Source organism: Franconibacter pulveris (assembly GCF_056780215.1).
Map to the genome: position 1 here is coordinate 183,857 of NZ_CM165555.1, position 26,036 is coordinate 209,892.

23 protein-coding genes, 2 tRNA genes and 1 rRNA gene are annotated in these 26,036 nt (G+C 55.7%); 20 read left to right on the forward strand and 6 right to left on the reverse strand.

What is annotated here, in order from left to right; genetic code table 11:
- Positions 1-27 precede the first annotated feature (27 nt).
- The 3 genes from rrf (at position 28) to ACU4F7_RS00950 (ending at position 360) form a co-directional block, all read left to right on the forward strand.
- Positions 28-143: ribosomal RNA gene (rrf, locus tag ACU4F7_RS00940) — 5S ribosomal RNA — on the forward strand.
- 56 nt (positions 144-199) lie between these two features.
- A tRNA-Asp gene (locus ACU4F7_RS00945) sits at positions 200-276 on the forward strand.
- Positions 277-284: 8 nt separating this feature from the next.
- Positions 285-360, forward strand: a tRNA-Trp gene (locus ACU4F7_RS00950).
- A 108-nt stretch (positions 361-468) separates the two neighbouring features.
- On the opposite strand, the gene hdfR is transcribed toward ACU4F7_RS00950, so the two are convergent.
- Positions 469-1,290, reverse strand: a complete 822-nt coding sequence (gene hdfR, locus ACU4F7_RS00955; RefSeq protein ID WP_029590794.1) for an HTH-type transcriptional regulator HdfR — start codon at positions 1,288-1,290, stop codon at positions 469-471.
- A gap of 119 nt (positions 1,291-1,409) precedes the next feature.
- Here hdfR and ACU4F7_RS00960 point away from each other — a divergent pair, with 119 nt between their 5' ends.
- The gene (locus ACU4F7_RS00960) at positions 1,410-1,748 is read left to right on the forward strand and encodes a MaoP family protein (RefSeq protein WP_024555816.1); all 339 of its coding nucleotides are present in this window, start codon (positions 1,410-1,412) and stop codon (positions 1,746-1,748) included.
- 87 nt (positions 1,749-1,835) lie between these two features.
- Here the strand turns inward: ACU4F7_RS00960 and ACU4F7_RS00965 are convergent, their stop codons facing one another.
- Positions 1,836-3,353, reverse strand: a complete 1,518-nt coding sequence (locus ACU4F7_RS00965) for a YifB family Mg chelatase-like AAA ATPase (RefSeq protein ID WP_481637864.1) — start codon at positions 3,351-3,353, stop codon at positions 1,836-1,838.
- Between the two features lie 351 nt (positions 3,354-3,704).
- Here ACU4F7_RS00965 and ilvL point away from each other — a divergent pair, with 351 nt between their 5' ends.
- From ilvL to ilvA, 6 genes are all read left to right on the forward strand, one after another.
- The gene (ilvL, locus tag ACU4F7_RS00970; protein WP_049293751.1) at positions 3,705-3,803 is read left to right on the forward strand and encodes an ilv operon leader peptide; all 99 of its coding nucleotides are present in this window, start codon (positions 3,705-3,707) and stop codon (positions 3,801-3,803) included.
- Between the two features lie 139 nt (positions 3,804-3,942).
- On the forward strand, positions 3,943-5,589 hold the full coding sequence (ilvG, locus tag ACU4F7_RS00975; RefSeq protein ID WP_029590792.1) for an acetolactate synthase 2 catalytic subunit: 1,647 nt from the start codon (positions 3,943-3,945) through the stop codon (positions 5,587-5,589).
- Positions 5,586-5,843, forward strand: a complete 258-nt coding sequence (gene ilvM / locus ACU4F7_RS00980; RefSeq protein ID WP_024555813.1) for an acetolactate synthase 2 small subunit — start codon at positions 5,586-5,588, stop codon at positions 5,841-5,843. The genes ilvG and ilvM overlap by 4 nt, the downstream gene beginning before the upstream one ends.
- A 17-nt stretch (positions 5,844-5,860) precedes the next feature.
- Positions 5,861-6,799: a branched-chain amino acid transaminase gene (locus ACU4F7_RS00985; RefSeq protein ID WP_481637865.1), complete on the forward strand. Its 939-nt coding sequence runs from the start codon at positions 5,861-5,863 to the stop codon at positions 6,797-6,799.
- A gap of 58 nt (positions 6,800-6,857) precedes the next feature.
- Positions 6,858-8,708: a dihydroxy-acid dehydratase gene (gene ilvD / locus ACU4F7_RS00990; protein ID WP_024555811.1), complete on the forward strand. Its 1,851-nt coding sequence runs from the start codon at positions 6,858-6,860 to the stop codon at positions 8,706-8,708.
- A gap of 1 nt (position 8,709) precedes the next feature.
- Complete coding sequence (gene ilvA / locus ACU4F7_RS00995) at positions 8,710-10,254, forward strand: threonine ammonia-lyase, biosynthetic (protein WP_029590789.1); 1,545 nt, start codon at positions 8,710-8,712, stop codon at positions 10,252-10,254.
- On the opposite strand, the gene ilvY is transcribed toward ilvA, so the two are convergent.
- On the reverse strand, positions 10,251-11,144 hold the full coding sequence (gene ilvY, locus ACU4F7_RS01000) for an HTH-type transcriptional activator IlvY (protein ID WP_024555809.1): 894 nt from the start codon (positions 11,142-11,144) through the stop codon (positions 10,251-10,253). The two genes, ilvA and ilvY, sit on opposite strands and share 4 nt — an antisense overlap.
- 166 nt (positions 11,145-11,310) lie before the next feature.
- Here ilvY and ilvC point away from each other — a divergent pair, with 166 nt between their 5' ends.
- The gene (ilvC, locus tag ACU4F7_RS01005; protein WP_481637866.1) at positions 11,311-12,786 is read left to right on the forward strand and encodes a ketol-acid reductoisomerase; all 1,476 of its coding nucleotides are present in this window, start codon (positions 11,311-11,313) and stop codon (positions 12,784-12,786) included.
- Positions 12,787-13,189: 403 nt separating this feature from the next.
- Here ilvC and ppiC read toward each other — a convergent pair whose 3' ends face one another.
- Positions 13,190-13,471, reverse strand: coding sequence for a peptidylprolyl isomerase PpiC (gene ppiC / locus ACU4F7_RS01010; protein ID WP_024555327.1), 282 nt, complete (start codon positions 13,469-13,471; stop codon positions 13,190-13,192).
- Between the two features lie 118 nt (positions 13,472-13,589).
- Between ppiC and rep the strand changes: the two genes are divergently transcribed.
- Entirely contained in the window at positions 13,590-15,611 is a 2,022-nt protein-coding gene (gene rep, locus ACU4F7_RS01015; RefSeq protein ID WP_481637867.1) for a DNA helicase Rep, read from the forward strand.
- A 27-nt stretch (positions 15,612-15,638) separates the two neighbouring features.
- Here rep and gppA read toward each other — a convergent pair whose 3' ends face one another.
- Both gppA and rhlB read right to left on the reverse strand, forming a co-directional pair.
- Positions 15,639-17,123 (reverse strand): guanosine-5'-triphosphate,3'-diphosphate diphosphatase, encoded by a 1,485-nt coding sequence (gene gppA / locus ACU4F7_RS01020; RefSeq protein WP_481637868.1) that lies wholly within the window; start codon positions 17,121-17,123, stop codon positions 15,639-15,641.
- Between the two features lie 6 nt (positions 17,124-17,129).
- The gene (rhlB, locus tag ACU4F7_RS01025; protein ID WP_029590782.1) at positions 17,130-18,398 is read right to left on the reverse strand and encodes an ATP-dependent RNA helicase RhlB; all 1,269 of its coding nucleotides are present in this window, start codon (positions 18,396-18,398) and stop codon (positions 17,130-17,132) included.
- Between the two features lie 118 nt (positions 18,399-18,516).
- Between rhlB and trxA the strand changes: the two genes are divergently transcribed.
- The 8 genes from trxA to rffC all read left to right on the forward strand — a co-directional run bounded on the left by trxA (position 18,517) and on the right by rffC (position 26,036).
- Positions 18,517-18,846 carry a thioredoxin TrxA gene (trxA, locus tag ACU4F7_RS01030; protein WP_002437994.1) on the forward strand — a complete coding sequence of 110 codons (330 nt, stop codon included), beginning with the start codon at positions 18,517-18,519 and terminating at the stop codon, positions 18,844-18,846.
- Between the two features lie 178 nt (positions 18,847-19,024).
- On the forward strand, positions 19,025-19,111 hold the full coding sequence (locus tag ACU4F7_RS01035; protein ID WP_125454280.1) for a rho operon leader peptide: 87 nt from the start codon (positions 19,025-19,027) through the stop codon (positions 19,109-19,111).
- Between the two features lie 83 nt (positions 19,112-19,194).
- Positions 19,195-20,454: a transcription termination factor Rho gene (gene rho / locus ACU4F7_RS01040; RefSeq protein WP_004386383.1), complete on the forward strand. Its 1,260-nt coding sequence runs from the start codon at positions 19,195-19,197 to the stop codon at positions 20,452-20,454.
- 242 nt (positions 20,455-20,696) lie between these two features.
- Positions 20,697-21,794, forward strand: a complete 1,098-nt coding sequence (gene wecA, locus ACU4F7_RS01045) for a UDP-N-acetylglucosamine--undecaprenyl-phosphate N-acetylglucosaminephosphotransferase (protein ID WP_051237778.1) — start codon at positions 20,697-20,699, stop codon at positions 21,792-21,794.
- A 17-nt stretch (positions 21,795-21,811) separates the two neighbouring features.
- Positions 21,812-22,858 (forward strand): ECA polysaccharide chain length modulation protein, encoded by a 1,047-nt coding sequence (gene wzzE / locus ACU4F7_RS01050; RefSeq protein ID WP_029590780.1) that lies wholly within the window; start codon positions 21,812-21,814, stop codon positions 22,856-22,858.
- Positions 22,859-22,916: 58 nt separating this feature from the next.
- Positions 22,917-24,047 carry a non-hydrolyzing UDP-N-acetylglucosamine 2-epimerase gene (gene wecB, locus ACU4F7_RS01055; RefSeq protein WP_029590779.1) on the forward strand — a complete coding sequence of 377 codons (1,131 nt, stop codon included), beginning with the start codon at positions 22,917-22,919 and terminating at the stop codon, positions 24,045-24,047.
- Positions 24,044-25,306, forward strand: coding sequence for a UDP-N-acetyl-D-mannosamine dehydrogenase (gene wecC / locus ACU4F7_RS01060; RefSeq protein ID WP_481637869.1), 1,263 nt, complete (start codon positions 24,044-24,046; stop codon positions 25,304-25,306). The genes wecB and wecC overlap by 4 nt, the downstream gene beginning before the upstream one ends.
- Before the next feature lie 52 nt (positions 25,307-25,358).
- Positions 25,359-26,036, forward strand: a complete 678-nt coding sequence (gene rffC / locus ACU4F7_RS01065) for a dTDP-4-amino-4,6-dideoxy-D-galactose acyltransferase (protein ID WP_481637870.1) — start codon at positions 25,359-25,361, stop codon at positions 26,034-26,036.

Consider the following 26,036-nt stretch of genomic DNA (forward strand, 5'->3'; position numbering starts at 1 on the left):
GCGCAAGCGGTGAGTGAACAGAATCTGCCTGGCGGCCGTAGCGCGGTGGTCCCACCTGACCCCATGCCGAACTCAGAAGTGAAACGCCGTAGCGCCGATGGTAGTGTGGGGTCTCCCCATGCGAGAGTAGGGAACTGCCAGGCATCTAATTAAGCAGTAAAACCGGGGCAACAAACCGGTGGTTGTAGAAAAATTCGGTGGAGCGGTAGTTCAGTCGGTTAGAATACCTGCCTGTCACGCAGGGGGTCGCGGGTTCGAGTCCCGTCCGTTCCGCCACCCTATTTAGGGGCGTAGTTCAATTGGTAGAGCACCGGTCTCCAAAACCGGGTGTTGGGGGTTCGAGTCCCTCCGCCCCTGCCAGAAATAATCCTTAGCATTTGCTAAGGATTTTTTTTATCTAAAATTCCTGCCTTATTTACAACATTCATCCTGTTACTTCCCTGTAACGATAAGTCTCTTTAATGATTTTTAAGAAAGCACTGACATTCTCAGGATCTCTTTAATAGCGTTCTGTTTATCGCTGTTTTGCAGCCAGATAGCATAAAGCGGACGTGACAGAACGGGGCTGTCCGTTACGGTATAGAGAGTGGTTCTCTCCTTCGCCCATTGCACGGGTAGCCACGTACAACCTTTTAGTTCCGGTAATAATCGCTGTGCAATTTTCGCCGAACTGGTCGTTAGCATAGGTACATCATCGTGAGCGAGAAGCCCCGATTCATGCTGCTGAAAATCGGGGCCCCATTCCAGGCGCAGATAGTTCAACCCGACTTTGCTTGTTTCCGGGCTGGAGCAATAAAGCGCCAAAGAAAAACTGCCCAATAACTGGCTGGCGAACTCATCCATCTTGGGCGCTTCAGTGGTGATAAGCAGATCAAGCTGTCGCTCATGCAGTTGTTTTACTAATGATTGGCGCTGCGCTATACGCGCCTCGAACTGCATACCGTCATGCTGATGATAAAGCCTCGCCAGCCACCCCGACAGCATGCACTCCCATAGCGAGGCGCTGGCCCCTATGGAGAACTCGTTATGCCGTGTCGTATGCGCTACCTCCTTTTTAGCAGCTTGCCATGTGCTCATCAGGCTTTCGGCATAAGGCAGCAATCGCTCGCCTGCGGTAGTTAATCGTATGTTATTGCGATGACGAGTGAAAAGGCTCACCCCTAACTGGTTCTCAAGCTGTCGAATACGAAAACTTACCGCTGACTGCGTCAGATAAAGCGCTTCGGCAGCGCGGCCAAAATGTCTCGTTCTGCTTACTTCAAGAAAGGTTTTCAGCAAGTCGGTATCCACAGCTTTCTCCGCAAAAATATTTATCAATATGATTTAAATGTTTTGTTTTACACTCTGTCAAGCGTAACTAATACTCCGCGCCATAAATAGCTCGGCCAAGAGAATTAGGAGCGTGTAGGATGGCGGAAAGCTTTACGACGACTAATCGATTTTTCGACAACAAATATTATCCGCGCGGGTTCTCTCGCCATGGTGATTTCACAATCAAAGAAGCACAACTGCTGGAACGCTTTGGTTACGCTTTCAACGAACTCGATCTTGGTAAGCGTGAGCCAACCACTGAAGAAGAAAAGCAGTTCGTGGAAGTATGCCGCGGTGAGCGCGAGCCAGTAACGGAAGCTGAACGTGTATGGTCCAAATATATGGCGCGTATCAAGCGTCCTAAGCGCTTCCATACCCTCTCCGGCGGTAAGCCGCAGATGGAAGGAGCGGATGATTACGCGGAAAGCGATGATTAATAAAAATGGGGCTAACGCCCCATTTTTTATTGCCTGCAATTTGGCGTCAGTGAGCGGGTTACTGCGTTGACAGTTAGCTTCCGGCAATCACATAAGGTTGTGTAGATAAGCCAGAAGACGGTCAATGGCGCGATAATGGAGCGCCTCCTGAAGATGCTCCCGTCTGATCTGTTGGGTTTGTTCACAATCCGCTATCGTCCGCGCCACTTTCAGTAAGCGCTGCCACGCGCGAACTGAAAGCCCCAGCTTTATCAACGCCTCTTCCAGCCACTGCGCGTCTGTTTTTGCCAGATGACAATGCTGGCGAATCTCATGGTTATCAAGCAATGCATTAAGTTTGCCCTGTCGCTCCAGCTGCCGCTGACGCGTTGCTATTACTCGTTTCCTGACGCAGTCTGTGGTTTCCCCTTCGTTTAACGGCTGGCTGAGCGTGCCGGAAGGAAGAAGGGGAACTTCAAGCGAGATATCGAAACGGTCCAGAAAGGGGCCGGAAAGGCGTCCCAGGTAACGTAACACCTGATCGGGCGAACTGCGGTTATGTGGGCCTTTATAATGCCCCGTAGGGCTGGGATTCATCGCGGCAATAAGCTGGAAGCGGGCAGGGTAGCTAATCTTCGCTCGCGTACGGGAGATATGAATATGGCCCGATTCTATAGGCTCACGCAATGCATCCAGCACCCTCCTTTCAAACTCAGGTAGCTCATCGAGAAATAACACGCCGTTATGCGCGAGGGAAATTTCACCCGGCGCCGGAATAGCGCCGCCGCCCACCATCGCTGTTAGCGAGGCGCTGTGATGAGGCGCCCTGAATGGCCGTTGTCGCCAGTGCTTGTGCAGCGAGGCTGCGCCAACGAGGCTTAATATCGCCGCGCTCTCCAGCGCCTCCTCATCGCTAAGCGGCGGCAGCAAACCGTTCAGGCGGCTAGCCAGCATGGTTTTACCGGTTCCAGGCGGACCGAGAAAGAGTAAGTTATGCCCGCCGGCTGCAGTCAGTTCCAGCGCGCGTTTTGCCTGCTGCTGGCCAATAACCTCGCTGAGGTCGCCCTCAGCCTGACACGTTTCGACTGGCGCGCTTACAGGCTGCGGTAGAGTCGCTTTACCCTCAAGCCAGGCGCAAACCTCCTGAAGATGCTGAGCGGCCAGACAACCCTGCTGGCTGATAAGCCCAACTTCAGGCGCATTATCTTGTGCTACGACTATCTGTCGACCGCAGCGTAAGGCTTCCATTGCAGCGGAAATGGCTCCCGGTACGCCGCGCAGAGCGCCTGTCAGGGCCAGTTCGCCAACAAACTCGACTTCCCCCAGCCTGGAGGCGTTGAGCTGCTCAGAAGCGGCGAGAAGCGCGATTGCGATAGGCAGATCGTAGCGGCCGCCCTCTTTAGGGAGATCGGCAGGCGCCAGGTTGATAGTGATCTTCTTCGCCGGGAAGGTATAACCACTGTTGATGAGTGCGCTACGCACGCGATCCCGGGCCTCTTTCACCGTGGTCTCAGGCAGGCCGACAATGGTCAGACCGGGTAGGCCCGCACTGATATGTACTTCAACCGTGACCAGCGGCGCGTTAACGCCTAACGCAGCGCGCGTATGAATAACAGACAGCGACATAATCCCTCCTTTACATCGCTATCCTGCGCCGCTTAAGGGTGCACGACGAGGCGCTATTTCGGCTTTTTCGCATCAGGTTCCAGATATTTTAAAAATTTTGCAGCAGCAATTATCTCTGTGCGGCTTGTTTCGCAAGGTGAAAGGCAAAATACCGAGCAAGCTTAAAAAGCATTCATTAATCTTATACTTCGTGAAAAATTGTCATCTTTGGTTTCTCTTTGATAATTAATAGTTTTATTAAGAATAATTAACACGCTTGCTAAAATGAAAATAAAAATTTCTTGTCTTTGTTGTCACCTCTGTGATAACTCTTTAGGCATTCCTTCGAATCCGATGTAAGAACAGACAAAAATGAAAGCCCTTCTACGAGTGATTAGCCTTGTCGTGATTAGCGTGGTGGTGATTATTATCCCACCGTGCGGGGCTGCACTTGGACGAAGAAAGGCTTAAAAATCAAGCCTGAATCAACGAGAACCCCCGCACCGAAAGGTCCGGGGGTTTTTTTATGACCTAAAAATTTAAACGAGGAGCAGAAGATGAGTGGTAGCACAAAATTCTGTTCGCCGAGAAATAAGGCGGGGAACTGACTATGAATGGTGCACAGTGGGTGGTACATGCTTTGCGAGCGCAGGGTGTCGAGACAGTTTTCGGTTATCCGGGCGGGGCAATAATGCCGGTCTATGATGCATTGTACGACGGCGGCGTGGAACACCTACTGTGCCGGCATGAGCAGGGCGCGGCCATGGCGGCCATCGGCTATGCCCGCGCAACGGGCAAAACGGGCGTCTGCATCGCCACTTCTGGTCCTGGCGCGACTAACCTCATCACCGGCCTTGCTGATGCGCTGCTGGATTCTATCCCCGTCGTCGCCATCACCGGCCAGGTCGCTGCGCCGTTCATCGGCACCGATGCTTTTCAGGAAGTGGATGTCTTAGGCCTGTCGTTGGCCTGCACCAAGCACAGCTTCCTGGTTGAATCTCTCGACGAGTTGCCGCGTGTGCTCGCAGAAGCTTTCGCGGTGGCGAACTCGGGTCGCCCGGGGCCGGTACTGGTCGATATTCCAAAAGATATCCAGCTGGCGAGCGGAGATTTGGAACCGTGGCTCTCCACCATCGAAAGTGATAACGCGCTGCCTTATGCCGAACTGGAGCAGGCTCGCCAGTTATTGGCTGGCGCGCAAAAACCGATGCTCTACGTTGGCGGCGGCGTCGGTATGGCGCAGGCAGTGCCCGCGCTGCGCGAATTTATGGCGGCGACGCGCATGCCGTCCGTCGCCACGCTCAAAGGCCTCGGCGCGGTAGATGCCGCCGACCCGTATTATCTCGGTATGCTGGGCATGCACGGCACCAGGGCCGCGAACCTGGCGGTGCAGGAGTGCGATTTGTTGATTGCTGTCGGCGCGCGTTTTGACGATCGCGTAACCGGCAAGCTCAATACCTTTGCGCCGCACGCCAGCGTAATTCATATGGATATCGACCCGGCGGAACTCAACAAGTTGCGTCAGGCGCATGTTGCGCTGCAGGGTGAGCTCAACGCGCTGCTGCCTGCTCTGCAACAGCCGCTGGCTATCGATGACTGGCGTCAGGCGGTAGCGCGGCTGCGCGCGGAGCAGAGCTGGCGTTACGATCATCCGGGCGAAGCTATCTACGCGCCGCTGCTGTTAAAGCAGCTCTCTGAGCGTAAGCCGCACAACAGCGTAGTGACGACCGACGTAGGCCAGCATCAGATGTGGACGGCTCAGCACATGACCTTTAGCCGCCCGGAAAACTTCATCACCTCCAGCGGGCTGGGCACGATGGGCTTCGGCTTGCCCGCTGCGGTAGGCGCGCAGGTCGCGCGTCCGGAAGATACGGTTATCTGCATCAGCGGCGACGGCTCGTTCATGATGAACATCCAGGAATTAGGCACGGTGAAGCGAAAGCAGCTGCCGCTGAAGATCGTGCTGCTGGATAACCAGCGTCTGGGCATGGTTCGTCAATGGCAGCAGCTCTTTTTCGCCGAGCGCTACAGTGAAACCACGCTTACCGATAACCCCGATTTTCTCATGCTGGCCAACGCCTTCGGTATTCCAGGCCAGCGTATTACCCGTAAAGACCAGGTGGAAGCAGCGCTGGAGACCATGCTGAACAGCGAAGGGCCTTATCTGCTGCACGTCTCGATTGATGAACTCGAGAACGTCTGGCCTCTGGTGCCGCCCGGCGCCAGCAACTCACAAATGCTGGAGAAACTGTCATGATGCAACATCAACTGGCCGTGCAGGCTCGCTTTCGTCCGGAAACGCTGGAACGCGTATTGCGCGTGGTGCGCCACCGTGGTTTTCAGATCTGCGCCATGAATATGGAAACGGGCTCCAACGCCGAAAACATAAATATCGAACTGACCGTTGCCAGCCTTCGGCCTGTCGAATTACTGTTTACGCAATTAAGCAAGCTGGTTGACGTTGCCTGCGTCGAGATCCAGCAACCCACATCACAACAAATCCGCGCCTGAGCGCAAAAGGAAGAAAAATGACGACGAAAAAAGCTGATTACATTTGGTTCAACGGTGAGATGGTTCCGTGGGGCGAAGCAAAAGTTCACGTAATGTCTCATGCGCTGCACTACGGTACATCGGTGTTTGAAGGGATTCGTTGCTACGAGTCGCACAAAGGCCCGGTGGTTTTCCGCCATCGTGAACATATGCAGCGTCTGCGTGATTCCGCCAAAATTTACCGTTTCCCGGTTTCCCAGAGCGTAGATGAGCTGATGGAAGCGTGCCGTCAGGTCATTCGTAAAAACAACCTGACCAGCGCCTACATTCGCCCGCTGGTTTTCGTTGGCGACGTCGGCATGGGCGTCAACCCGCCTGCGGATTACACCACTGATGTGATCATCGCCGCGTTCCCGTGGGGCGCTTACCTGGGTGCAGAAGCGCTGGATCAAGGGATCGACGCGATGGTTTCCTCCTGGAACCGCGTGGCGCCAAACACCATTCCGACAGCCGCGAAAGCGGGCGGCAATTATCTCTCCTCCCTGCTGGTGGGCAGCGAGGCGCGCCGTCACGGTTATCAGGAAGGTATCGCGCTGGATGTGAATGGCTATATCTCTGAAGGCGCGGGCGAGAACCTGTTCGAAGTGAAAGACGACATTCTGTTCACCCCGCCGTTTACCTCTTCCGCGCTGCCGGGCATCACCCGCGACGCCATTATCAAGCTGGCGCAGGATCTCGGCATTGAAGTACGCGAGCAGGTGCTCTCTCGCGAATCCCTCTATCTGGCGGACGAAGTGTTTATGTCGGGCACCGCGGCGGAAATCACGCCGGTGCGCAGCGTAGACGGCATTCAGGTGGGCGAAGGCCGCTGCGGCCCGGTCACCAAGCGCATCCAGCAGGCTTTCTTCGGCCTGTTTACGGGTGAGACTGAAGATAAATGGGGCTGGTTGGATCAGGTTAACCCCGCAGCAAAATAACACACGCACGGGCGGCAGCGAGCCGCCCGGCTTATGTACAGACTGGAGTGAAAAAAGCATGCCTAAGTACCGTTCTGCCACTACGACTCACGGCCGCAACATGGCGGGCGCCCGCGCGCTGTGGCGCGCCACCGGGATGACCGACGCCGATTTCGGCAAACCCATTATCGCGGTGGTGAACTCCTTCACCCAGTTCGTGCCAGGGCACGTGCATCTGCGCGATCTGGGCAAGCTGGTCGCGGAGCAAATTGAAGCCGCAGGCGGCGTGGCGAAAGAGTTCAACACCATAGCGGTGGATGACGGCATCGCCATGGGCCACGGCGGCATGCTTTATTCACTGCCGTCTCGCGAACTTATCGCCGATTCCGTGGAGTACATGGTGAACGCCCACTGCGCCGACGCCATGGTCTGTATCTCTAACTGCGATAAAATCACCCCCGGCATGCTGATGGCCTCGCTGCGCCTTAACATTCCGGTGATTTTTGTTTCGGGCGGCCCGATGGAAGCGGGTAAAACCAAGCTTTCCGATCAGATAATCAAGCTCGACCTGGTGGATGCGATGATTCAGGGCGCGAACCCGAACGTCAGCGACGAACAGAGCGATCAAGTGGAGCGTTCCGCCTGCCCGACCTGCGGCTCCTGCTCCGGTATGTTCACCGCCAACTCCATGAACTGCCTGACCGAAGCGCTGGGCCTGTCCCAGCCAGGCAATGGCTCGCTGCTGGCGACCCACGCCGACCGCAAAGAGCTCTTCATCAATGCCGGCAAGCGAATCGTTAGCCTGACCAAACGTTACTACGAGCAAGATGACGCCAGCGTGCTGCCGCGCAACATCGCCAGCAAAGCGGCGTTTGAAAACGCCATGACGCTGGATATCGCTATGGGCGGCTCCACTAATACCGTATTGCATCTGCTGGCCGCCGCGCAGGAAGCGGAAATCGATTTCACTATGAGCGACATCGACCGCCTTTCACGTAAAGTGCCGCAGTTGTGCAAGGTGGCGCCGAGCACCCAGAAGTATCACATGGAGGATGTGCACCGTGCGGGCGGGGTTATCGGCATTCTCGGCGAACTGGATCGCGCAGGCCTGCTGAACCGCGAAGTCAACAACGTACTGGGGCTGACGCTGCCGCAGACGCTGGAGCAATATGACGTCATGCTGACGAAAGACGATGCGGTGCGCAGCATGTATACCGCTGGCCCGGCGGGTATCCGCACCACTAAAGCGTTTTCGCAATCCTGCCGCTGGGATTCGCTGGATACCGACCGTCAGGATGGTTGTATTCGCTCACTGGAGCACGCTTATAGCCAGGACGGCGGTCTTGCCGTGCTTTATGGCAACTTCGCCGAAAACGGCTGCATCGTAAAAACCGCAGGCGTGGACGACAGCATTCTGACGTTCCGCGGCCCGGCGAAAGTCTATGAAAGTCAGGACGATGCGGTAGAAGCGATTCTCGGCGGCAAAGTCGTCGAAGGCGACGTTGTGGTGATCCGCTATGAAGGGCCGAAAGGCGGGCCAGGCATGCAAGAGATGCTCTATCCCACCACCTTCCTGAAATCGATGGGCCTTGGCAAAGCGTGCGCGCTTATCACCGATGGCCGTTTCTCCGGCGGCACTTCCGGTCTTTCTATCGGTCACGTCTCTCCGGAAGCGGCGAGCGGCGGCAATATCGCGCTGATTGAAGACGGCGACATGATAACTATCGATATTCCGAACCGTGGCATTGCGCTTGAATTAAGCGAGCGGGAGCTGGCGGCGCGTCGTGAGGCGCAGGAAGCCCGCGGCGCTGATGCCTGGACGCCGCGTAACCGCGAGCGTCAGGTTTCCTTCGCGCTGCGCGCTTACGCAAGCCTTGCGACCAGCGCCGATAAAGGCGCGGTGCGCGATAAGTCGAAGCTGGGAGGCTAAGATGGCCGAATCGCAACCGCTATCCGCCGCCCCGTGCGGGGCGGAATACTTGCGAGCCGTGCTGCGCTCGCCCGTGTATGAAGTCGCCCAGGTGACGCCGCTGCAAAAAATGGAGAAGCTCTCCTCGCGGCTTGATAACGTCATCCTGGTGAAGCGCGAGGACCGCCAGCCGGTGCACAGCTTCAAGCTGCGCGGTGCCTACGCCATGATTGCAGGTTTAACCGCCGAGCAAAAAGCGCGCGGCGTGATTACGGCTTCGGCAGGGAATCACGCTCAGGGCGTGGCGTTTTCTTCTGCCCGTCTCGGTATTAAATCGCTGATTGTCATGCCGGTGGCGACAGCGGATATCAAAGTGGATGCGGTGCGCGGCTTTGGCGGCGAAGTGCTGCTGCATGGCGCAAACTTCGATGAGGCAAAAGCGAAGGCCATTGAGCTTTCGAAACAGCAGGGCTTTACCTGGGTGCCGCCGTTTGACCATCCGGCGGTCATTGCCGGTCAGGGTACGCTGGCGCTGGAGCTGCTGCAGCAGGATGCGCATATCGATCGCGTATTCGTGCCGGTCGGCGGCGGCGGGCTGGCGGCAGGCGTGGCGGTGCTTATCAAACAACTGATGCCGCAGATCAAAGTGATCGCGGTAGAAGCCGAAGATTCCGCCTGCCTGAAAGCGGCGCTGGATGCCGGGCAGCCGGTGGATTTGCCCCGCGTCGGGCTTTTTGCCGAAGGGGTGGCGGTCAAACGCATTGGCGATGAAACCTTCCGCGTCTGTCAGGAATACCTGGACGGCATCGTGACGGTGGACAGCGACGCTATCTGTGCGGCGATGAAAGACCTGTTTGAAGATGTGCGGGCCGTGGCGGAGCCTTCCGGCGCGCTGGCGCTGGCGGGCATGAAAAAGTACATCGCCCAGCATAACCTGCGCGGCGAGCGGCTGGCGCATGTGCTCTCTGGCGCGAACGTTAACTTCCACGGCTTGCGCTACGTCTCTGAGCGTTGCGAACTGGGCGAACAGCGCGAAGCGCTGCTGGCGGTGACTATTCCGGAAGAGAAGGGCAGCTTCCTGAAATTCTGTCAGCTGCTGGGCGGCCGCTCGGTCACCGAGTTCAACTACCGTTTCGCCGATGCCAAAGACGCCTGCATTTTCGTGGGCGTGCGCTTAAGCCGGGGTGTGGAAGAGCGCAAAGAGATAATCAGCCTGTTGACCGAAGGCGGCTACAGCGTAGTGGATCTTTCGGACGACGAAATGGCGAAGCTGCATGTGCGCTATATGGTCGGCGGACGGCCTTCGCGTCCGCTGCATGAGCGGCTCTACAGCTTCGAGTTTCCCGAATCTCCCGGCGCGCTGCTTAAGTTCCTGCATACGCTCGGCACCCACTGGAATATCACGCTGTTCCACTACCGCAGCCATGGAACGGACTATGGCCGCGTGCTGGCGGCGTTTGAACTGGGCGACAACGAGCCGGACTTCGAAACCCGACTCAATGAGCTTGGCTACGATTGCCATGACGAGAGCCATAACCCGGCGTTTCGTTTCTTCCTCGCGGGTTAACGATATCCCGGCAGTAATTTCCAGAAAGCATCCACAAGCGGCTCATGCAGCCGCTTTTTTTGCGCGCATACGCCCAGCTCAAACGGCGTCTTCTCATCGCTGCGCTCGAGGATCATGACGCGGTTACGCACCGGCTCGGGGCTGTTTTCCAGCACCACTTCCGGTATAAGCGCCACGCCGCAGCCGAGCGCCACCATCGACACCATTGCCTCATGCCCGCCAACTGTTGCGTAGATGGACGGGTTGCTGATTTTCTGGCGGCGGAACCACAGCTCAATGCGCCGGCGCACCGGGCCCTGATCGGGCAGGATAAACGGCACTCGCGTCCAGTCGGGAGCGGGTTGCGTTACCTGTGTGCGAACCGGGCAGGGAAGAGCTGGCGCTATCAGCACGACGGAAAGGTTTTCCAGCGTGGAGAACGCCACGGCGGCGGGCAACGCTTCTGGCTTACCGGCAATCGCCAAATCCGCTTCGCCGGAATTGACTTTTTCCACCGCATCCGCCGCGTCGCCGGTGGTGAGTTTGATCTCAACCGAAGGATGCTCGGCGCGAAAGCGGTCCAGAATCGGCGGCAGGTGGCTGTAGGCGGCGGTCACCGAGCAGAACAGGTGCAGTTCGCCGGAAAGCGAAGGCCCTTGCTGATCGATGGTATGGCGCAACTGCTGGTACTGCAACAGCGTATGCTGGGCGAACTGGCGCAGCTCTTCGCCCGCTTCTGTCAGCGTGACGGTGCGGTTGTCGCGCACGAAAAGCGGCTGGCCGAGGTCTTCTTCCAGCCGCTGGATCTGACGGGAAAGCGTGGACGGGCTGACATGCATGGCGCGCGCGCTGCGCCCGAAATGTCGGCTATCCGCCAGATGCAGAAAGGTTTTCAGGTCGCGTAAATCCACAGGCCGGGCTCCTTGATTTTATGTTGCGAATATTGCAACGTGACGTTGTTAATATATCAATTTCAGCAACGCTTTTCCTGTCATATAGTGGGCTCATTCACGTAAGCTATGACACGGCTGACGTACTGAACAGAAAAGCACATCATCACACCGACGGAGTTACACAATGGCTAATTACTTCAATACTTTGAATCTGCGCCAGCAGCTGGCGCAACTGGGTAAATGTCGCTTTATGGCGCGCGACGAGTTCGCCGATGAAGCAAGCTACCTCAAAGGGAAGAAAGTGGTCATTGTCGGTTGCGGCGCGCAGGGCCTGAACCAGGGCCTGAATATGCGCGATTCCGGCCTCGATATCTCCTACGCTCTGCGCCCGGAAGCTATCGCGGAAAAACGCGCCTCCTGGCGTAAAGCCACTGAAAACGGCTTCAAAGTCGGCACCTATGAAGAACTGATCCCGCAGGCGGACCTGGTAGTTAACCTGACGCCGGACAAGCAGCACTCTGACGTCGTGCGCGCCGTACAGCCGCTGATGAAAGATGGCGCGGCGCTGGGCTACTCTCACGGTTTCAATATCGTAGAAGTTGGCGAGCAGATCCGTAAAGACATTACCGTCGTGATGGTGGCGCCGAAATGCCCGGGTACGGAAGTGCGTGAAGAGTATAAGCGCGGATTCGGTGTGCCGACGCTTATCGCTGTTCACCCGGAAAATGACCCGAAAGGCGAAGGTATGGCGATCGCTAAAGCTTGGGCGGCAGCAACGGGCGGCCACCGTGCAGGCGTGCTGGAGTCCTCCTTCGTTGCAGAAGTAAAATCTGACCTGATGGGCGAGCAAACTATCCTGTGCGGCATGCTGCAGGCGGGTTCGCTGCTCTGCTTCGATAAGCTGGTGGAAGAGGGCGCCGACCCGGCCTATGCGGAAAAACTGATCCAGTACGGCTGGGAAACCATTACCGAAGCGCTGAAGCAGGGCGGCATCACGCTGATGATGGACCGTCTCTCTAACCCGGCGAAACTGCGCGCCTACGCGCTCTCCGAACAGCTGAAAACCATCATGGCGCCGCTGTTCCAGAAACATATGGACGACATCATTTCCGGCGAGTTCTCTTCCGGCATGATGGCGGACTGGGCGAACGATGATAAGAAACTGCTGACCTGGCGCGAAGAGACTGGCCAGACTGCCTTTGAAAACGCGCCGCAGTTTGACGGCAAAATCAGCGAGCAGGAGTACTTTGATAAAGGCGTGCTGATGATTGCAATGGTGAAAGCAGGCGTCGAGCTGGCGTTCGAAACCATGGTGGATTCCGGCATCATTGAAGAATCTGCTTACTACGAATCGCTGCACGAGCTGCCGCTGATTGCCAATACCATTGCCCGTAAGCGCCTGTATGAGATGAACGTGGTTATCTCCGATACGGCAGAATATGGCAACTATCTGTTCGCTAACGCTGCGGTGCCGCTGCTGAAAGAATTTATGACTACGCTGCAGCCGGGCGACCTTGGCAAAGCGATGGAAGGCACCGCGGTTGATAACGCGCAACTGCGCGACGTAAACGAAGCTATCCGCAACCACGAGATCGAAAAAGTGGGCCAGAAGCTGCGCGGTTATATGACCGATATGAAGCGTATTGCCGTCGCAGGCTGATTCCCCGTCGTCTTTTGACCCGCAGCGGCGTTGGCATCGTTCGCCCACCCCAGTCGCATAGTGAGTCTATGCTCCTGGGGATGCGCTCTCTTGCCGCCTTGCTGCAAGCCAAAATCCTTAGGGGAATATTCACGCCGTCGTCTTTTGACCCGCAGCGGCGTTGGCATTGTTCGCCCACCCCAGTCGCATAGTTAGTCTATGCTCCTGGGGATGCGCTCTCTTGCCACCTTGCTGCAAGCTAAAATCCTTAGGGGAATATCTACGGCGTCGTCTTTTGACCCGCAGCGGTGTTGGCGGCGTTCGCCCACCCTGGATGCAGGGCGGGTAAGCGAAGCGTCATCCGCCAGAAAACGCCAGGCGCGCACGAAAGCAAAAAGGCCTTCTCTCAGAGAAGGCCTTTTTATTAGTTACGGTACAGCACCTTAATGATGTGGTAGCCGAACTGGGTGTGCAGCGGGCCGGTCGGCTCCAGCACCGGGCAGGAGAAGACCACTTTATCGAACGCCGGAACCATCTGACCCTGACGGAATTCGCCCAGGTGTCCGCCCTTTTTACCTGACGGGCAAGTAGAGTGTTTCTTAGCCAGCTTTTCGAAATCGCCGCCGTTTTTGATTTGTTCCAGCAGATCCAGTGCCAATTTTTCTTCTTTAACAAGGATATGCATTGCTGCTGCGGTTTTTGCCATGATCGTGCCTTGAGTGGGATGAATAACGCTCGCTATACTACCACGCTCTTTTTCCCCTTCGTACTGCTGTACCTGCCGTGGGGATCTGCCTTCTCTTCTGACTTTCACTGAGTAACTTATGCGTTTAAACCCAGGCCAACAACAAGCCGTAGAATATGTAACCGGACCCTGCCTGGTGCTGGCGGGCGCGGGCTCGGGTAAAACACGCGTCATTACCAATAAAATCGCCCATCTTATCCGCGGCTGCGGCTATCAGGCGAAACACATCGCGGCGGTAACTTTTACCAACAAAGCGGCGCGAGAAATGAAAGAGCGCGTGGCGCAAACTCTCGGGCGCAAAGAGGCGCGCGGGCTGATGATTTCTACTTTCCACACGCTGGGACTGGAGATCATCAAGCGGGAATACAACGCGCTGGGAATGAAAGCCAATTTCTCGTTGTTTGACGACACCGACCAGATGGCGCTCATCAAAGAGCTGACGGAAGGACTGGTGGAGAATGACAAGTCGCTGTTGCAACAGCTTATCTCTACCATCTCAAACTGGAAGAACGACCTGCTCAACCCGCTTCAGGCCGCGGCGCAGGCCAAAGGCGAGCGGGACCGTATTTTCGCCCACTGTTACGGCTTGTACGACGCGCATCTGAAAGCCTGTAACGTGCTCGATTTTGACGACCTGATTCTGCTGCCGACGCTGCTGCTTCAGCGCAACGAAGAGGTGCGCGAGCGCTGGCAAAACCGCATTCGCTACCTGCTGGTGGATGAGTACCAGGATACCAATACCAGCCAGTATGAGCTGGTGAAGCTGTTGGTGGGCGCGCGGGCGCGCTTCACCGTGGTGGGCGATGACGATCAGTCTATCTACTCCTGGCGAGGGGCGCGCCCGCAAAACCTCGTGCTGCTGAGTCAGGATTTTCCGGCGCTGCAGGTTATCAAGCTTGAGCAGAACTACCGCTCGTCCGGACGCATTCTGAAAGCGGCAAACATCCTTATCGCCAACAACCCACACGTCTTCGAGAAAAAGCTCTTTTCCGAACTGGGATATGGTCCGGAACTGAAAGTGCTGACGGCCAATCACGAAGAGCATGAGGCGGAGCGCGTCACCGGCGAGCTTATCGCCCATCACTTTATTAATAAGACGCAGTATAAGGATTACGCCATTCTTTACCGTGGCAACCATCAGTCGCGCGTATTTGAAAAGCTGTTGATGCAGAACCGTATCCCTTACCGGATCTCCGGCGGCACCTCGTTTTTCTCCCGACCGGAAATCAAAGACTTGCTCGCTTACCTGCGCGTGCTGACTAACCCCGATGACGACAGCGCTTTTCTGCGCATTGTAAATACGCCCAAGCGCGAGATTGGCCCGGCGACGCTGCAGAAACTGGGCGAATGGGCGATGAGCCGGAACAAAAGCTTGTTCACCGCCAGCTTCGACATGGGGCTGAGCCAGACGCTGACCGGACGCGGCTATGAGTCGTTGACGCGCTTTACCCACTGGCTTGGCGAGGTGGCGCGTCTGAGCGAGAGGGAGCCGGTGGCTGCCGTGCGCGATCTTATCCACGGCATTGATTACGAAGCCTGGCTTTATGAAACCTCGCCCAGTCAGAAAGCCGCCGAAATGCGCATGAAGAACGTTAACCAGCTCTTTAGCTGGATGACGGAGATGCTGGAAGGCACGGAACTGGACGAGCCGATGACGCTGACCCAGGTCGTCACCCGTTTTACGCTGCGCGATATGATGGAGCGCGGCGAAAGCGAAGAAGAACTGGACCAGGTTCAGTTAATGACCCTTCATGCTTCAAAAGGCCTGGAGTTCCCGTATGTTTTTCTGGTCGGCATGGAAGAGGGATTACTGCCGCACCAGAGCAGCATTGATGAAGACAATATCGACGAAGAGCGTCGTCTGGCTTATGTCGGCATCACGCGTGCGCAGAAAGAACTCATTTTTACGTTATGCAAAGAGCGTCGGCAGTATGGCGAACTGGTGCGCCCGGAGCCGAGCCGCTTTTTGCTGGAGCTGCCGCAGGACGACCTGGCCTGGGAAACCGAACGTAAAGTGGTCTCGCCCGAAGAGCGGATGCAAAAAGGGCAGGCGAACGTAGCGAATATTAAAGCGATGCTGGCGAAAGCGCGCGGCGGTTAAAGCGAAAAAGCCTCCCTCGGGAGGCTTTTATTTTATCTCCAGCGACCAGTGAACGTAGCTTTGCCACTGGCTCTCCTGTTCTATTAGCTCCGCGCCCAGCGGATGCGCCGCCAGCCAGCCTTCCGGTAAAGCCAGCGAAAGCGTTTCGCCCTGCGCTTTAACGTTAATCTCAGGCAGTAAATCATCACGACGGCGATTGGCGAAAATAATTGCCAGGCGCAGCAAACGACATAAGCGCTCCGCTACTTGGGGCGGTACGGCGTTTTGCTGATGCAGCGAGGAGAGATCCGCCGGGTTGGTCTGATTAAGCAGCAGCGTTGACAGCAGTTTCTTTTGCGCGGGGGTAAAGCCGGGCAGATCCAGGTTGCTCACCAGATATGCGGCGTGCTGCGGCGCGCGTTTAAAATCGACGCTCAGGCCAATCTCGTGCAGCAGGCAGGCGCTGCGCAGCAACTGGCGGCTAAGCGCGTCGAGATCCCATTCCCCGGCCAACGCTTCGGCGAAACGGTCCGCCAGTTGAGCCACGCGCTCCGCCTGTTCGGTATCCACCATAAAACGGCGCTGAATGTTCTTCAGCGTGCGGCTGCGGATATCCTGATCGACGGCAAGATGCAGCATGCCGTAAACCAGGCCTTCACGCAGCGCGCCGCCCGCAAGCGTCATACATTCAATGTGGAGCTCGTTGAAAATGGCTAACAGAATGGCAAGGCCGCTTGGAAAAACCAGCGCGCGTTCAAGCGTCAGACCTTCAATCTCCAACTCTTCCAGACGGCCGCAGGCGATAGCGCGCGCTTTTAACTGCTGCAGCTTGGCCAGGGTGATGCGCTCATCCATGCCCTGCGCCATCATAATTTCCTGCAGCGCCTGGACGGTGCCGGAGGCGCCGACGCAGATTTTCCAGCCGTGCTGGCGCAGGTCGTTAATCACCGGCTGCAAAACTTCACTGGCGGCCTGTTCGGCGGCGGCGAAGTTTTCTTTGGTAAGGCTACGGTCGGTAAAAAAGCGTTCAAGCCAGGTGACGCAGCCCATCGACAGACTGAAGAGCGAAGTGGCGTGAGCGCCGGTGCCGGTAACCAGTTCCGTACTGGCGCCGCCGATGTCCACGACCAGACGCTGATCCGCGCCGCCAGTGGTATGCGCTACGCCCTGATAAATCAGCCGCGCTTCTTCTTCGCCTTTGATGATTTGCACCGGACAGCCCAGGATTTCCTGCGCGCGAGCGATAAATTCCTGGGAGTTAATAGCCAGTCGCAGCGTGGCGGTCGCCACTACGCGCACTTGCTCAGAGGGGATATCCTGCAGCCGCTCGGCAAAAAGGCGCAGGCATTGCCAGCCGCGCTCCATCGCTTCAGCAGAAAGAAGATTGTCAGCGCTAAGGCCCGCCGCCAGGCGAACCTTACGCTTGATGCGAGACAGCGTCTGAATGCTTCCTGCCACCTCGCGCACCACCAGCATATGAAAGCTGTTCGAGCCTAAATCAATTGCCGCATAGAGGGAGGTGGAGCTGCGCATAACACGTTACCCTGTGCGACGACGGTTGCGCGGGGCGCCGCCTGTACGGCGCGGGCCGCTGCCGGAACGCGTGCGCGTCAGGCGCTTCGGCGGCGGCAGTTCGCTTAACAGCGCATCCGGGTTGTACTTGCTTACCGGAATAGTGTGGCCGATATAGCTTTCTATCGCCGGCAGGTTCAGTGCGTACTCTTCACAGGCGAGGCTGATTGAGTGGCCGCTGGCGCCTGCACGGCCAGTACGGCCAATACGGTGGACGTAGTCTTCGCAGTCATCCGGCAGATCGTAGTTAAAAACGTGCGTCACCGCCGGGATATGCAGGCCGCGCGCCGCCACGTCCGTTGCGACCAGGATATCAAGATCGCCGCGGGTAAACTCTTCAAGAATGCGGAGGCGTTTTTTTTGCGCCACGTCGCCCGTCAGCAGACCGACGCGATGACCATCCGCCGCCAGATGCCCCCAGATATCTTCGCAACGGTGTTTCGTGTTGGCGAAAACAATGGCGCGCTCCGGCCACTCTTCTTCAATAATGGTTTGCAGCAAACGCATTTTTTCTTCGTTAGAAGGGTAGAAGAGCTCTTCTTTAATACGGTGGCCTGTTTTTTGTTCCGGCTCCACTTCTACGTATTCCGCATTGTTCATTTGCTCGAAGGCGAGCTCGCGAACGCGGTAAGAGAGCGTAGCGGAAAAGAGCATGTTCAGGCGCTGCGTTGCAGGCGGCATGCGGCGGAACAGCCAACGGATATCTTTAATAAAGCCGAGATCGTACATGCGGTCGGCTTCGTCCAGCACTACGACCTGGATAGCGCCGAGGTTAATGTGGTTCTGTTTGGTGTAGTCGATGAGACGGCCAGTGGTGCCGATAAGAATATCGACGCCGCTTTCCAGCACTTTCAGCTGTTTGTCGTAGCCGTCGCCGCCGTAAGCCAGGCCAAGCTTAATGCCGGTCGCCTGCGCCAGCGGTTCGGCATCAGAATGAATCTGCACCGCCAGTTCGCGGGTCGGCGCCATAATCAGAGCGCGAGGCTGGTTCACCTGACGGTTTTCAGCGGCCGGATGTGAGAGTAGATAATGAAACGTTGACGTTAAAAACGCCATCGTTTTGCCGGTACCGGTTTGCGCCTGCCCTGCAACGTCACGTCCCGTCAGCGTTAACGGGAGTGCCAGTGCCTGAATAGGAGTGCAATTATGAAAGCCTTTCTTTTCAAGGGCTTCCACCACTTTAGGGTGCAGGGCGAAGTCGGAAAACTTCTGTTCTGTTAAATGTGTTTTGCTCATAGTGTGGTAGAATATCAGCTAACTATTGCTTTACGAAAGCGTATCCGGTGAAATAAAGTCAACCTTATGTTGGTTAATGCTACACCAACATGAAAGGCCTAATCTTCTGGAGTAAAACATGAGCGATAAAATTATTCACCTGACTGACGACAGTTTCGACACGGATGTACTTAAAGCGGACGGGTTGATCCTGGTTGATTTCTGGGCAGAATGGTGTGGTCCTTGCAAAATGATCGCCCCGATCCTTGATGAAATCGCTGATGAATATCAGGGCAAGCTGACGATTGCTAAGCTGAACATCGACCAGAACCCGGGCACTGCGCCGAAATACGGCATCCGTGGCATCCCGACCCTGCTGTTGTTCAAAAATGGTGAAGTAGCGGCGACCAAAGTGGGCGCGCTGTCTAAAGGCCAGTTAAAAGAGTTCCTGGACGCCAACCTGGCGTAAGAACTTTTGCGCCGGTGCGAACAGAATTCCGGAAATTGTCCGGACCGCTGGACGCCCGGCGTGAGTCATGCTAAGTTATTTTTCAGCTTCATTTAAACTTACCTTTTAGTTTGAATCTTGTAATACCCGACACTTCCCGTCATTCAATACCAGCACCAAAGCGGTACGCGAGAAGTGAATTGTTCCGGGGCTATCACTCAATCCGTCTCGTCGTTTCAGTTCTGCGTTCTTTCCTGTGACCAGACAGCGTACAGACATGAGTTGAAAGCCACTAACAGGCATGGATGATCCTGCCATTCCATTCACAAATACGTTCGAGATTTACCCCGAGTTTAAGAACCCACCATTATGAATCTTACCGAATTAAAGAATACGCCGGTTTCTGAGCTGATCACTCTCGGCGAAAATATGGGGCTGGAAAACCTGGCCCGTATGCGCAAACAGGACATTATTTTCGCCATCCTGAAACAGCACGCGAAGAGTGGCGAAGATATTTTTGGCGACGGTGTGCTGGAGATATTGCAGGATGGATTCGGTTTCCTCCGCTCCGCAGACAGCTCCTACCTCGCCGGTCCTGACGACATCTACGTATCTCCCAGCCAAATCCGCCGTTTCAACCTCCGCACAGGGGACACCATCTCCGGTAAGATTCGACCGCCGAAAGAAGGCGAGCGTTACTTTGCACTGCTGAAGGTGAACGAGGTTAACTTCGATAAGCCGGAAAACGCGCGCAACAAGATCCTGTTCGAAAACTTGACGCCGCTGCATGCGAACTCCCGTCTGCGTATGGAGCGCGGCAACGGCTCCACCGAAGATTTAACCGCTCGCGTGCTGGACCTTGCTTCTCCGATTGGCCGCGGTCAGCGTGGTCTGATTGTGGCACCGCCGAAAGCGGGTAAAACCATGCTGCTGCAGAACATTGCGCAGAGCATCGCTTATAACCATCCAGATTGCGTGCTGATGGTGCTGCTTATTGACGAGCGCCCGGAAGAAGTGACCGAGATGCAGCGTCTGGTTAAAGGCGAAGTGGTTGCTTCTACCTTCGACGAGCCGGCATCCCGCCACGTTCAGGTCGCCGAAATGGTCATCGAGAAGGCCAAGCGTCTGGTTGAGCATAAAAAAGACGTTATTATTCTGCTGGACTCCATTACCCGTCTGGCGCGCGCCTACAACACCGTTGTGCCGGCATCCGGCAAAGTGTTGACCGGTGGCGTTGACGCGAACGCCCTGCATCGTCCGAAGCGTTTCTTCGGCGCCGCGCGTAACGTGGAAGAGGGCGGCAGCCTGACCATTATTGCGACTGCTCTGATTGATACTGGCTCCAAAATGGACGAAGTTATCTACGAAGAGTTTAAAGGCACCGGCAACATGGAATTGCACCTGTCCCGTAAGATTGCGGAAAAACGTGTATTCCCGGCCATTGATTACAACCGCTCCGGCACCCGTAAAGAAGAGTTGCTGACAACTCAAGAAGAGTTGCAGAAGATGTGGATTCTTCGCAAAATCATTCACCCGATGGGTGAAATCGACGCGATGGAATTCCTCATCAATAAGCTGGCGATGACTAAAACGAACGATGAGTTCTTTGATATGATGAAGCGCTCGTAATCGCGAAAAACTCGGGGAACGCCACGTTACGACGTGGCGTTTTCGTTCGTGCCGTGAGAGCATATTCGGCGTGATACGTTATGCATTTGGGCATTTATGCGCCTGTTCTTAGTCAGTCTGGGCTATGTTTATCTTAATGAATAATAAAGTCTGTTCAGGGATGAGTGGTGGTATATGTTTTTGATGCTTAACCTCCGCGGTTATACTTCCTCCGGACTTAACGTTTGCAGAGAGCGCATACTGTGAATTTAGTAACCGCTGGTACTGAGCTGCTCAGTATTTTTTTGTTCACCTTTGTTTTTATTTTCTTCGCTCGAAAAGTCGCTAAACGCATCGGCTTGGTCGATAAGCCTAACTTTCGTAAGCGTCATCAGGGGTTAATTCCACTTGTGGGCGGGATTTCTGTCTACGCAGGGATCTGTTTTACATTTGGTATCGCAAATTACTATATTCCCCACGCAGCTCTCTACCTTACCTGCGCCGGTATTCTTGTCCTCGTTGGGGCTCTGGACGATCGGTTTGATATCAGCGTAAAAATTCGCGCGACTATTCAGGCGCTTATCGGCATTGTCATGATGGTCGTGGGCGGTCTTTACCTCAGCAGTCTTGGCTATATTTTTGGCTCGTGGGAGATGGTGCTGGGTCCTTTTGGCTACTTCCTGACTTTATTCGCTGTCTGGGCCGCCATCAACGCCTTTAATATGGTGGACGGCATTGACGGATTGCTTGGTGGCCTTTCCTGCGTGTCGTTTGCCGCTATCGGCATCATTCTCTGGTTTGATGGACAGATAAGTCTCGCGATGTGGTGTTTTGCGATGATTGCCGCCATCCTGCCTTACATCCTGCTTAACCTGGGCGTACTGGGCCGTCGCTATAAAGTGTTTATGGGCGATGCAGGCAGTACGTTGATTGGCTTTACCGTTATCTGGATCCTGCTTGAAACCACCCAGGGTAAAACGCATCCAATCAGCCCGGTTACCGCTCTGTGGATTATCGCTATTCCATTAATGGATATGGTCGCCATTATGTATCGTCGTCTGCGCAAGGGCATGAGCCCCTTCTCGCCGGACCGTCAGCATATCCACCATTTGATCATGCGCGCAGGCTTTACTTCCCGCCAGGCGTTTGTCTTGATTACGCTCGCTGCCGCGCTGCTGGCTGGTATTGGCGTAGCGGCAGAATATGCACACTTCATTCCTGAATGGGTAATGCTGCTGCTCTTTTTGCTGGCCTTTTTTCTTTATGGCTACTGTATTAAACGGGCATGGAAAGTGGCGCGTTTTATTAAACGAGTTAAGCGCCGCATGCGTCGGAGTAACAACAAACCCACCATTCAATAAAACAGAGCGGGGAAGCGATGAAACAACCATTGCCGGAGGCACAAGGTAGAGTGGCCGAGAACGAACTGGATATCCGCGGCCTGTTCCGTACGCTTTGGGCTGGAAAAGCGTGGATTATTGGTATTGCGCTGCTGTTTGCAATTGCGGCCTTTGTTTATACCCTCTTCGCCAGACAAGAGTGGAGCGCGACGGCGATTACAGACCGGCCGACGGTCAATATGCTGGGCGGCTTCTATTCGCAGCAGCAGTTTCTGCGCAACCTGGATATCAAAACCGACAATGCGTCGGTCGCTCAGCCTTCGGTAATGGATGACGCCTACAAGGAGTTCATTATGCAACTCTCTTCGTGGGATACCCGTCGGGATTTTTGGCTGCAGACGGACTATTACAAGCAGCGCAAGATAGGTAACAGCAAAGCAGATGCCGCCCTGCTTGATGGGCTTATTGACAATATTCAATTTACCGCCGGGGATATCACCCGCAATCTTAGTGACAATGTTCGGCTGACTGCGGAAACCGGACCGGATGCCAACAACCTGCTTCGCCAGTATGTCGCTTTCGCCAGCCAGCGGGCCGCCAGCCATCTTAATGATGAACTGAAAGGCGCCTGGGCTGCGCGGACAATACAGATGAAAGCGCAGGTTAAGCGCCAGGAAGCGGTGGCGAAAGCGATTTACGACCGTAAGGTTCACAGCGTCGAGCAGGCGTTGCGGGTCGCGCAGCAGCACAATATTGCTCGCAGCGAAACGGAAGTGCCGCCGGATGAATTGCCCGATTCTGAACTTTTCATGCTGGGACGTCCGCTGTTGCAGGCAAGACTGGAAAATCTTCAGGCGGTCGGAGCAACCTATGATATCGACTACGATCAAAACCGGGCTATGCTGGCGACACTCAATGTTGGCCCCGTCCTCGATCCCCGTTTTCAAACCTATCGTTACCTGCGCACTCCGGAAGAACCCGTCAAGCGCGATAGCCCGCGTCGCGCGTTTCTGATGATTATGTGGGGCACTGTGGGTGTGTTGATTGGCGCAGGCGTTGCACTGGCTCGCCGTCGTCCAGAGTAACAACGGCGCTTTAAGTGGAGGCGGTCTCGCCTCCACCGGTAAACTTAAGAGAAACGTTGTGAAAGTATTAACCGTTTTTGGCACGCGTCCGGAAGCAATTAAGATGGCGCCGCTGGTGCACGCGCTGGCAAAAGATCCTTTTTTTGAGGCGAGAGTCTGCGTCACCGCCCAGCATCGTGAAATGCTGGATCAGGTTCTGAACCTGTTTTCCATTGTGCCAGACTATGATTTAAATATTATGAAACCGGGCCAGGGACTTACGGAAATTACCTGCCGTATCCTTGAAGGCATGAAGCCCATTCTGGAATCTTTCCGGCCTGACGTGGTGCTGGTGCATGGCGACACGACGACAACAATGGCGGCGAGCATGGCGGCCTTTTACCAGCGCATTCCGGTGGGGCATGTGGAAGCGGGTTTACGTACCGGGGATCTGTATTCGCCGTGGCCGGAAGAGGCAAACCGCACCCTGACGGGCCATTTGGCCATGTATCATTTTGCTCCGACACAAGACGCCCGCCAAAATCTGCTGCACGAACGTATACCAGAAAACCATATTTTTGTTACCGGCAATACCGTCGTCGATGCTTTAATTTCCGTACGCGATCGGGTGATGTCGGATGATAACTTGCGCGACTCGCTGGCTAAGCAATATTCATTTTTAGACAGCGATAAAAAACTGATTCTGGTAACCGGGCACCGTCGAGAAAGCTTTGGCGAAGGGTTTGAACAAATCTGCAAGGCGCTGGCCGAAATCGCCGCGCGAAATCAGAATGTGCAAATTGTTTATCCGGTGCATATGAATCCAAACGTTCTGGAGCCGGTGAAGCGTATCCTGGGCCATGTAGAAAACGTGGTGCTCATTGAACCGCAAGAATATCTCCCCTTTGTCTGGCTGATGAATCACGCCTGGCTGATTCTGACCGACTCCGGCGGCATTCAGGAAGAGGCGCCGTCGCTCGGCAAGCCGGTCCTGGTGATGCGCGATACGACAGAACGACCGGAAGCGGTGAGAGCCGGAACCGTTCGTTTGGTCGGCACTAACGCCGACCATATTGTCCACGAAGTCACAAAACTACTTCACAACGAGGATGAGTATCTGGCCATGAGCCATGCTCATAACCCTTACGGCGACGGGCAGGCCTGTGAGCGGATTCTGCACGCACTGAAAAATAATCGGATATCAGTATGAGTTTTAATACCATCTCGGTGATTGGTCTGGGATATATCGGTTTGCCAACTGCGGCGGCTTTTGCTTCACGACAAAAGCGGGTCATTGGTATTGATATCAACCAGCACGCCGTTGACACCATCAACCGCGGTGAAATTCATATCGTCGAACCTGAATTAGATCAGGTCGTGAAAGCGGCGGTGCAGGCGGGCTATCTACGCGCCAGCACCCGTCCTGAAGAAGCGGATGCTTTTTTGATTGCCGTGCCAACGCCGTTCAAAGGCGAACATGAGCCTGATATGACTTATGTGCAGGCGGCGGCGCAATCCATCGCGCCGGTATTAAAAAAGGGGACGCTGGTCATTCTGGAGTCTACCTCGCCAGTCGGCGCGACAGAGCAGATGGCGCAGTGGCTTGCCGCGCTGCGCAGCGATCTGACCTTTCCGCAGCAGGCGGGCGAAAGCGCGGACGTTAATATCGCCTATTGTCCTGAGCGCGTGCTGCCGGGGCAGGTGATGGCCGAGCTGATTAAAAATGACCGTGTGATAGGCGGTATGACGCCAGCCTGTTCAGCGCGCGCCAGCGAACTCTATAAAATTTTCCTTGAAGGCGAATGTGTGGTGACCAACTCCCGCACGGCGGAAATGTGCAAGCTGACCGAAAATAGCTTTCGCGACGTCAATATCGCTTTTGCTAACGAGCTTTCGCTCATTTGCGCCGAGCAAGGCATCAACGTCTGGGAGCTTATCCGCCTCGCCAACCGTCATCCCCGCGTCAATATTCTGCAACCTGGCCCGGGCGTCGGCGGGCACTGCATCGCAGTGGACCCGTGGTTTATCGTGGCGCAGAGTCCACAACAGGCGCGGCTTATTCGCGTGGCCCGCGAGGTGAACGACAGCAAACCGCACTGGGTTATTAACCAGGTGAAGGAACGTGTCGCCGACTGCCTCGCGGCAACCAACAAGCGCGCCTCTGAACTGAAAATCGCCTGCTTTGGCCTGGCGTTCAAGCCAAACATTGACGACTTGCGTGAAAGCCCGGCGATGGAGATAGCCCTGCTGATTGCCGACTGGCACAGCGGTGAAACGCTGGTGGTGGAACCGAATATTCATCAGCTGCCGAACAAGCTCTCCGGAAAATGTCAGCTGGTGGCGCTTGAAGAAGCGCTGCGCAGCGCGGACGTGCTGGTGATGCTGGTTGATCATAAAGAGTTCAAGGCTATCGCGGGCGAGACCATCACCCAGCAGTGGGTGATAGATACCAAAGGCGTATGGCGCTAATGTCAGGCGCCTTTTTGCCGGCGCATTTCCCCGGCAGCGAGCGAGGAAAAGTATGACTGTAAAAGCGACGCTGGCCCCACTTGACTGGGAAAGCCATTTTTTTGGTCTGCGTAGCGCGATTATGCGTTTCGCCGATGAAGCGCCGGTAGTGGATATTTCACAGCTGGATGCATGGCAGCGGGTGCAGGCGAAAGTTCCGGCGCAACGCGCGGATTTACTCGATGCGCTGCAACAGCTCGGTTTTCAGCTGGTTGAGGGCGAAGTGGATTTGGTTTTGCCAGTGGCCGCCGCGTCTTCATCAACGGTATTGTCGCTGGCTCAGGAAGAAGATGTTCCGGCGCTGCGCGCCGCCGCCGCTTCCGCCTTTGCTCAAAGCCGCTTTCGCGCCCCCTGGTATCCGACGGACGCGAGCGGTCAGTTCTACGCGCAGTGGGTGGAAAACGCCGTAAAAGGGGCGTTTGATCACGCCTGTTTGATAATGCAGGCGCCGGATGGTTCGTTGCGTGGCTTTGTTACGCTACGGCAGTTAAACGAACAGGAGGCTCGCATTGGTCTGCTGGCAGGGCGCGGTATCGGTGAGATATTAATGCAGGCGGCGCAAGACTGGTGCGCAACGCGAGGGCTTTCCACGCTGCGGGTCGCAACGCAGGTTGGAAATACCGCCGCGCTTCGTCGCTATATTCAAAGCGGTGCGAACGTGGAAAGCACCGCTTACTGGCTCTACAGGTGA

Coding starts and splice junctions, on each gene's coding strand:
- ACU4F7_RS00960 (WP_024555816.1), top strand. CDS start 1,410: ATGGCGGAAAGCTTTACGACGACTAATCGATTTTTCGACAACAAATAT.
- ACU4F7_RS00965 (WP_481637864.1), bottom strand. CDS start 3,353: ATGTCGCTGTCTGTTATTCATACGCGCGCTGCGTTAGGCGTTAACGCG.
- ilvL (WP_049293751.1), top strand. CDS start 3,705: ATGAAAGCCCTTCTACGAGTGATTAGCCTTGTCGTGATTAGCGTGGTG.
- ilvG (WP_029590792.1), top strand. CDS start 3,943: ATGAATGGTGCACAGTGGGTGGTACATGCTTTGCGAGCGCAGGGTGTC.
- ilvM (WP_024555813.1), top strand. CDS start 5,586: ATGATGCAACATCAACTGGCCGTGCAGGCTCGCTTTCGTCCGGAAACG.
- ACU4F7_RS00985 (WP_481637865.1), top strand. CDS start 5,861: ATGACGACGAAAAAAGCTGATTACATTTGGTTCAACGGTGAGATGGTT.
- ilvD (WP_024555811.1), top strand. CDS start 6,858: ATGCCTAAGTACCGTTCTGCCACTACGACTCACGGCCGCAACATGGCG.
- ilvA (WP_029590789.1), top strand. CDS start 8,710: ATGGCCGAATCGCAACCGCTATCCGCCGCCCCGTGCGGGGCGGAATAC.
- ilvC (WP_481637866.1), top strand. CDS start 11,311: ATGGCTAATTACTTCAATACTTTGAATCTGCGCCAGCAGCTGGCGCAA.
- ppiC (WP_024555327.1), bottom strand. CDS start 13,471: ATGGCAAAAACCGCAGCAGCAATGCATATCCTTGTTAAAGAAGAAAAA.
- rep (WP_481637867.1), top strand. CDS start 13,590: ATGCGTTTAAACCCAGGCCAACAACAAGCCGTAGAATATGTAACCGGA.
- gppA (WP_481637868.1), bottom strand. CDS start 17,123: ATGCGCAGCTCCACCTCCCTCTATGCGGCAATTGATTTAGGCTCGAAC.
- rhlB (WP_029590782.1), bottom strand. CDS start 18,398: ATGAGCAAAACACATTTAACAGAACAGAAGTTTTCCGACTTCGCCCTG.
- trxA (WP_002437994.1), top strand. CDS start 18,517: ATGAGCGATAAAATTATTCACCTGACTGACGACAGTTTCGACACGGAT.
- rho (WP_004386383.1), top strand. CDS start 19,195: ATGAATCTTACCGAATTAAAGAATACGCCGGTTTCTGAGCTGATCACT.
- wzzE (WP_029590780.1), top strand. CDS start 21,812: ATGAAACAACCATTGCCGGAGGCACAAGGTAGAGTGGCCGAGAACGAA.
- wecC (WP_481637869.1), top strand. CDS start 24,044: ATGAGTTTTAATACCATCTCGGTGATTGGTCTGGGATATATCGGTTTG.
- rffC (WP_481637870.1), top strand. CDS start 25,359: ATGACTGTAAAAGCGACGCTGGCCCCACTTGACTGGGAAAGCCATTTT.